The organism is Phenylobacterium sp., from assembly GCF_035276905.1.
Lineage (GTDB): Bacteria > Pseudomonadota > Alphaproteobacteria > Caulobacterales > Caulobacteraceae > Phenylobacterium.
Map to the genome: position 1 here is coordinate 1 of NZ_DATELG010000012.1, position 5,029 is coordinate 5,029.

General features: G+C 70.9%; 6 protein-coding genes. All 6 read right to left on the minus strand.

Features of this window, described 5'->3' with window-relative positions; genetic code table 11:
• Positions 1-107 precede the first annotated feature (107 nt).
• Positions 108-572, minus strand: a complete 465-nt coding sequence (locus tag VJS38_RS00400) for a GNAT family N-acetyltransferase (protein ID WP_324086181.1) — start codon at positions 570-572, stop codon at positions 108-110.
• Positions 569-1,195: a tRNA (adenosine(37)-N6)-threonylcarbamoyltransferase complex dimerization subunit type 1 TsaB gene (gene tsaB / locus VJS38_RS00405; protein WP_324086186.1), complete on the minus strand. Its 627-nt coding sequence runs from the start codon at positions 1,193-1,195 to the stop codon at positions 569-571. Before tsaB ends, VJS38_RS00400 begins: the two co-directional genes overlap by 4 nt.
• 23 nt (positions 1,196-1,218) lie before the next feature.
• Complete coding sequence (locus tag VJS38_RS00410; RefSeq protein WP_324086182.1) at positions 1,219-1,791, minus strand: NifU family protein; 573 nt, start codon at positions 1,789-1,791, stop codon at positions 1,219-1,221.
• 73 nt (positions 1,792-1,864) lie between these two features.
• Complete coding sequence (gene trpS, locus VJS38_RS00415) at positions 1,865-2,899, minus strand: tryptophan--tRNA ligase (RefSeq protein WP_324086183.1); 1,035 nt, start codon at positions 2,897-2,899, stop codon at positions 1,865-1,867.
• 151 nt (positions 2,900-3,050) lie between these two features.
• Positions 3,051-4,694 (minus strand): murein biosynthesis integral membrane protein MurJ, encoded by a 1,644-nt coding sequence (gene murJ / locus VJS38_RS00420; RefSeq protein WP_324086184.1) that lies wholly within the window; start codon positions 4,692-4,694, stop codon positions 3,051-3,053.
• Positions 4,695-4,728: 34 nt separating this feature from the next.
• Positions 4,729-5,029: ACT domain-containing protein (locus VJS38_RS00425; RefSeq protein ID WP_324086185.1), on the minus strand; the 301-nt coding region annotated here is incomplete at its 5' end.

The following is a 5,029-nucleotide window of genomic DNA, read 5'->3' on the forward strand; positions in this document are numbered from 1 at the left end:
GCGATCACCCGCCGCTGCTCGGTCATGCGCATGCCCTTTTCGATGCAGAGCTGTTCGATACGGTCAGGCACAGGCCTCGGCTCCAAATCCATGCCGCGAAAATAGGTCTAAGCGTCCGCGAGGTCGAGACGCATGACGAGCGCATCCGCCCGCCCCGCGGCCCCCCGGTCGTAGTAGTTGCGGCGCAGGCCGACTCGCCGGAAGCCCAGGCCGGCATACAAGGCGGCGGCTTCGGCGTTGTCTACCGCCACCTCGAGAAACGCCGTCCCGGCGCCCGCCTGGCGGGCGGCTCCGAGCGCCGCCGCCATCAGCGCCCTAGCCACGCCCCGGCGCCGCGCCGCCGGCGACACGCCGATCGTCAACACCTCCAGCTCTCCGGCGGCGAGCCGACAGAGCACGACGCCGAGATCGGCCGCCTCGCCCGCGAGGATTCCGAAAACGCCCGGCCCGGCCATCAGTTCAGCGAAGGCCGCGGCGTCCCATGCGGCGGCGAAGGCCTCGGCGTGCACCGCGGCCATGGCCGGCGCGTCCTCGAGCGTCGCCCACGCCAGGCTCACCTCGGCAAGCTTCACGCCGGCAGCCGGGCGTCGGGCGCGCGAAGATAGAGCGGGCGGGCCGGAACGGGCGGGCGGGCGGCAGCCAGTCTGGCCACCTGCCGCGCATCGCAGCCCTCCGGCGTCAGCAGCCGCGCGCCGGGCGCAAAGCCCGCCAACAGCGGCGCGCCGGAGCCGACCAGGGTCAGCGGCCGGCCGGCGGCGATCTCCGCCAGGCGGGCTGCGGCGATCCCGAGCTCGAGGGCGTCGGGCGCCATCAGCGCGCGACCGTCCTCGAAGCCCTGCAGATAGACCTGGTCGCGGCGCGCATCGACGACGGCGAAGACCAGGCCGTCGGCCTCAGCGGCCAGGGCCTCCAGCGCGCCCACGCCCGACAGCGCAACGCCGAGCGCCGAGGCCAGGCCCTTGGCGAAGGCCAGGCCGACGCGCAGGCCGGTGAAAGAGCCGGGGCCGACGGTGACGCCGATGCGCTGAAGCCGGTCGAACGACAGGCCGGCCGCGGCCATCACCCGCTCGGCCATCGGGGCGAGGCGCTCCTGGTGGCCGCGGGCCATGACCTCGGCCTCGTAGGCGAGCACGCGCTCGCCGTCGCGCACGGCGACCGAGCAGGCCGTCAGACAGGTGTCGAGCCCCAGGACGATCATCGGGCGAGCTTAGCGCAAGGTCAGAGGGTCTGCTCGACCCCGGTCACCTCGGGCACATAATGCTTGAGCATGTTCTCCACGCCCGCCTTCAGGGTCGCGGTGGAGGATGGGCAGCCGGAGCAGGCGCCGCGCATATTGAGCCAGACCACCCCGGTGTCGACGTCGAAGCGGTCGAACAGGATGTCGCCACCGTCCTGGGCCACCGCGGGGCGGATGCGGGTGTCGAGCAGGTCCTTGATCTCGGCGACGATCTGGGCGGTCTCGCCCTCGTACTCGACGTCCGAATGGCCCGCCGCGCCCTCGCCTTCCTTGGCGAACAACGGCGCCCCGGACGTGAAGTGATCCATGATCGCCGCCAGGATCGGCGCCTTCAGCAGCGCCCAGTCCGATCCGGCCGCCTTCTCGACGGTGAGGAAGTCGGGGCCGAAGTAGACCCGCTTCACCCCCACGACGCCGAAGATCTCGACCGCCAGCGGCGAGACCTTGGCCTCGTCCGCATCGCGGATGTCCCGCGCGCCCTCGCCCATGACCTCGCGGCCGGGCAGGAACTTCAGCACCTCGGGATTGGGCGTGGTTTCGGTCTGGATGAACATGGGGCAGATGTGGCCCGTCGGCGGCGTGGGCGCAAGCTGCCCCTTCCCTTCTCCATAAAGGGGAGGGAAGAAGTCACCCTGCCCAGAAGCCCACCAGCTTGCGCACCTCGGCCATGGTCGGCGCGGCGACCGCATTGGCGCGCTCGGCGCCGGCGGCGAGGATACGGTCGATCTCCGCCGGATCGGCCAGCAGGCGGCGCATCTCGCCGCCGATGGGGCCGAGCTTTTCGACCGCGAGGTCGGCGAGCTTCGGCTTGAACGCGCCGAAGCCCTGGCCTGCGAACTCGGCCAGCACCTGCTGGTCGCCGATCCCGGCCAGCGCCGCATAGATGCCCACGAGGTTGCGGGCCTCGGGACGGGCCTCCAGCTCCTCCAGCGTCTGCGGCAGCGGCTCGGGGTCGGTGCGGGCCTTCTTCACCTTCTGGGCGATGGCGTCGGCGTCGTCGGTCAGGTTGATGCGCGAGTAGTCGGACGGGTCCGACTTGCTCATCTTCGCCGACCCGTCGCGCAGGCTCATCACCCGCGCGCCCGGCCCTTGCGTCACCGGCTCGGGCAGCGGGAAGAAGCCGGGGGCGGCGAAGTCGTTCATGAACTTCTGGGCGATGTCGCGCGTCAGCTCCAGATGCTGCTTCTGGTCCTCGCCGACCGGCACATGGGTCGCCTTGTAGGCCAGGATGTCGGCGGCCTGCAGCACCGGATAGGTGTAGAGCCCGACGCTCTCGCGCTCCTTGTGCTTGCCGGCCTTGTCCTTGAACTGGGTCATACGGTCGAGCCAGCCGAGGCGAGCGACGCAGTTGAACACCCAGGCGAGCTCGGCGTGGGCCGGCACCGCCGACTGGGCGAAGATGGTCGCCACCTTCGGGTCGAGGCCGGTGGCCAGATAGGCCGCGGCGATCTCGCGCACCTGGTCCTTCAGCCTGGCCGGATCCTGCCAGGCGGTGATGGCGTGCAGGTCGGCGACGAAGATGAAGGTCGGGATTTCGTGCTGCAGGCGGGCGAACTTCACCAGGGCGCCGAGATAGTTGCCAAGGTGCAGGTTGCCGGAGGGCTGCACGCCGGAGAGCACGCGCTGGGGACCCGCGTAGGGAGCCGGGGGCTGGTCGGTCATGGATCTGACTTCAGGGCTTGAAAGGGACGATGGGCGCAAAGGGGCGCGAGGCCTTAGGAAGGGCGCGTCAGCGCCATCGCCAGCTGTTGCGTCCAGGACGAGCCATGGCTTCGCCCCTTAAGCCCAGCGGCGGCCCGCCGCAAGCGCGAGACTAGCCCTTGCGCCGTCGCACCGCGGCCCTGGCTTCGGCCAGCGTCAGGCCGCCGGAGGCGAACAGCAGCAGCGGGTAGAGGCCGAGGGCGAGGACGGCGGTCACGGCGATCGCCAGCTCCTTGCCGTGGATCGGGCCGAAGCTGGCGTGGCCGAGCACCGTCTCGATGGGCGCACGGAAATGGGAGACCGCGCCCAGCACCGCGCCCAGGGCGACGCTGGCGATCAGGATGCGGATCAGCTTGGAGACCGCCTTGGGGCTGGGGCGGTAGTCGCCGCGCCGGGCGAGGGTCACGGCCATCATCGCCACGTTCAGCCACCAGGCGGCGGCCGTCGCCGCGGCGATGCCGGAGACGCCGACCAGCTGGAACAGAGTGACGCCGAGGCCGACGTTCACCACCACGGCGATCAGGCCGTAGCGCATCGGCGTCTTGGTGTCCTGGCGCGCGAAGAAGGCGCGGCTGAACAGCTGGGCGAGCACGAAGGCCGGCACGCCCCAGCCGTAGTTCAGCAACGCCGCCGCCGTGTGCTCGGCGTCGACGTTGGTGAAGGCGCCGCGGGTGTAGAGCGCGTCCACCATGAAATAGGGAATGGCGACCAGGGCGGCTGCAGCCGGCAGGGTGAGCGCCATGGCGAAGGTGATCGCCTCGTCCATCGCCGAACGGGCGCTCGCGTGGTCGCCGGCATGGACCGCGCGTGACAGCCTGGGCAGCAGCGCCACGCCGATGGCGACGCCTACCAGCCCCTGCGGCAGCTGGTAGAGGCGGTCGCAATAGGCCAGCCACGAGCGCGCGCCGTTCACCTGGCTGACCAGCACGCCGGAGATGAAAATGTTGATCTGGGTGGCGCTGGCGGCGATCGCGCCCGGCACCGCGAGCATGATCAGCTGCTTGATCTCCGGCGTCAGCCGGGGCCAGCGGAAGCCCACGTGGGCGCCCGAGCGCTTGCAGCCCCACGCCAGCAGGGCCGCCTGGCTCACGCCGGCCAGCAGCACGCCCACCGAGGCCCAGATCGCCGCCTGGACCGGCGAGCGCGTCGGCAGGACGGTGACCAGGGTCCAGATGTTCAAGAGGATCGGCGCGGCGGCCGAAAGGATGAAGCGGTTGCGGGCGTTCAGCACGCCCGAGAGGTGCGCGTAGATCGCCATGCACGGCAGGTACGGCATGGTGATCATCGTCAGCACCACCGCCAGGTGGAACTTCTGCGGGTTGGCCGCGAAGCCCGGGGCGATCAGGTGCATCAGCCAGGGCATGGTCAGCTCGGCGATGAGCGTGATGGCCAGGGTCGCTGCGGCCAGGGTCGCCATGGCGTCGGCCGCCAGCTCGTCGGCGACGTGCTCGCCGTCCCGCTCCAGCGACTTGGAATAGGCCGGCACGAAGGCCGCGGCGAAGGCGCCCTCGGCGAAGATCCGGCGGAACAGGTTCGGAAAGGCGAAGGCGGTGTTGAAGGCGTCCGCGGCGAAGGTCGCGCTGGCGCCCATGTGATAGCTGACCGCCAGGTCGCGCACGAAGCCCATCACCCGGCTGATCAGGGTGAAGGACGAATAGACCATCGACGAGCGGATCAGCCCGCCCGGCTTGGCGGCGCCCTTGGCCGAGGCAGGCGTCGAGGCAGGCTTGGTCGCGGTCAGCGGCGTCTCGGTCACAAAGCGGTCCTGGCGGCGGGGGCGAAGCGTCAGACTAGCGTGCGACGCTGGCGCGCGCGCGCTGCAAATTGGCGCGCCGGCCCTGCGGCTCGCCTTCGTCCACGACGGCTGCCTCCAGCGCAGCTTTCAAAGCGCTCTTCTTGCGCGCATCGGTCAGTTTGCGGCCCTGTGGGTCGACGACATAGAAGGCGTCGACGGCGCGCTCGCCGTAGCTGTCGATGTGGGCCGACAGGATCGAGAGGTCCGCGTCCGAGATCGTGCGGGCGAGGTCGGCCAAAAGGCCCGGCCGGTCGCGGCCGGAAGCCTCCACCACCGTCGAGGTCTCCGAGGCGTCG